The sequence below is a fragment of the Bacillus sp. JJ1503 genome, assembly GCF_036965125.1.
In the GTDB taxonomy this organism is placed as follows: Bacteria; Bacillota; Bacilli; order Bacillales; family Cytobacillaceae; genus Cytobacillus.
The window spans coordinates 17,769-18,907 of the sequence record NZ_JBALOZ010000336.1 but is presented as its reverse complement, the minus strand read 5'-3'; the positions used below and the strand labels follow the sequence as shown (position 1 = coordinate 18,907).

The 1,139-nt window shown below is 32.1% G+C and carries 3 protein-coding genes; all 3 read right to left on the bottom strand.

The genetic code is table 11. The features are described 5' to 3' along the window. On the bottom strand, positions 1-537 hold a 537-nt coding region (locus V7149_RS21880), incomplete at its 3' end, for a response regulator transcription factor (RefSeq protein ID WP_335347704.1). A gap of 129 nt (positions 538-666) precedes the next feature. Then, positions 667-843 (bottom strand): H-type small acid-soluble spore protein, encoded by a 177-nt coding sequence (locus V7149_RS21875; protein ID WP_335347703.1) that lies wholly within the window; start codon positions 841-843, stop codon positions 667-669. Positions 844-903: 60 nt separating this feature from the next. After that, a partial coding sequence (locus tag V7149_RS21870; protein WP_335347702.1) for a hypothetical protein occupies positions 904-1,139 on the bottom strand: 236 nt, incomplete at its 5' end.

Here is a 1,139-nt window from a genome sequence, read left to right as displayed (position 1 = left end):
CCATACTTGTTCAATTAATTGCCCCCTACTAAAAACTTGATTAAGGTTTGAAGCTAAATAATACATCAGTTCAAATTCTTTAAGCGGCAATATGAATGTTTTACCATTAACCTCGATTTCATAGCTTTTTTTATTAATTAACATTGAACCAATTCTAATATTTGATTCCATTGCTTTTCCATATCTTCTTAAAAGGGCGTTTACCCTAAATATTAACTCTTTCGGCTCAAAAGGCTTTACTAAATAATCATCTGTACCTGAAAGATAGCCTATTTCTTTATCTTCAATTTGACTTTTTGCAGTCAATAATACAACCGGAATATCAAAATGTTTTCGTATTTCCACAGTTAATTTATACCCATCCATAACAGGCATCATTATATCAACGATTGCTAATTCGCAAATTTGATTATGAAGCCGTTTCAAAGCCTCTGCACCGTCTGCCGCTTCAATAACTTGAAACCCTTCTTTCATTAATAGTTCTTTCACTAAATACCGGACATGCTGATCATCATCAGCAACAAGTATAGTTTTCATTTGTTCCACCTTCTTTCTGCTGGATCATCTCTATTCTAATAAACCATGCTGTTAAAACCAATGATATTATATTTTATAGGACCCAATAAATAGACAACCACCCTAAATTTTTAGGGTGGTTGTCTATTACTATTCTTGAAGTTCTGTAATTTCTACAGTTGATCTTTCTTCAAGTGGTCCTCTTAAATGTACAGTAGCTGTCTTCCCATCTTCATTTAACTGATCAATCCACACAGATGCACCATTGTATGTGACTTCAATATCTGCTGATGATGAAAGGATTTGTTTTACACGTATAACATCCATTGTTATCACTCCTTCATATTAATCATTATATTTTTTGTTGGAAAGAGAAAATTATGCCTATTAAATATAATCCTTTTCCATTGGAAAGAGGTAATCATTCACCCTTTTAACAATAGAAATTACGAATAATTTTATGAACGCGAACGCAATGACTGCATTGTAATCAATAACATGAAGCAATCCCATTTTAATTTGGACTAAATCAAAAATGATCATAAAAATAAAAAGAGCAATCAACGTTAAATACTTATATGAAAATAGAACGATCGCCGTTAACGGGATCGCCATGGTGATAT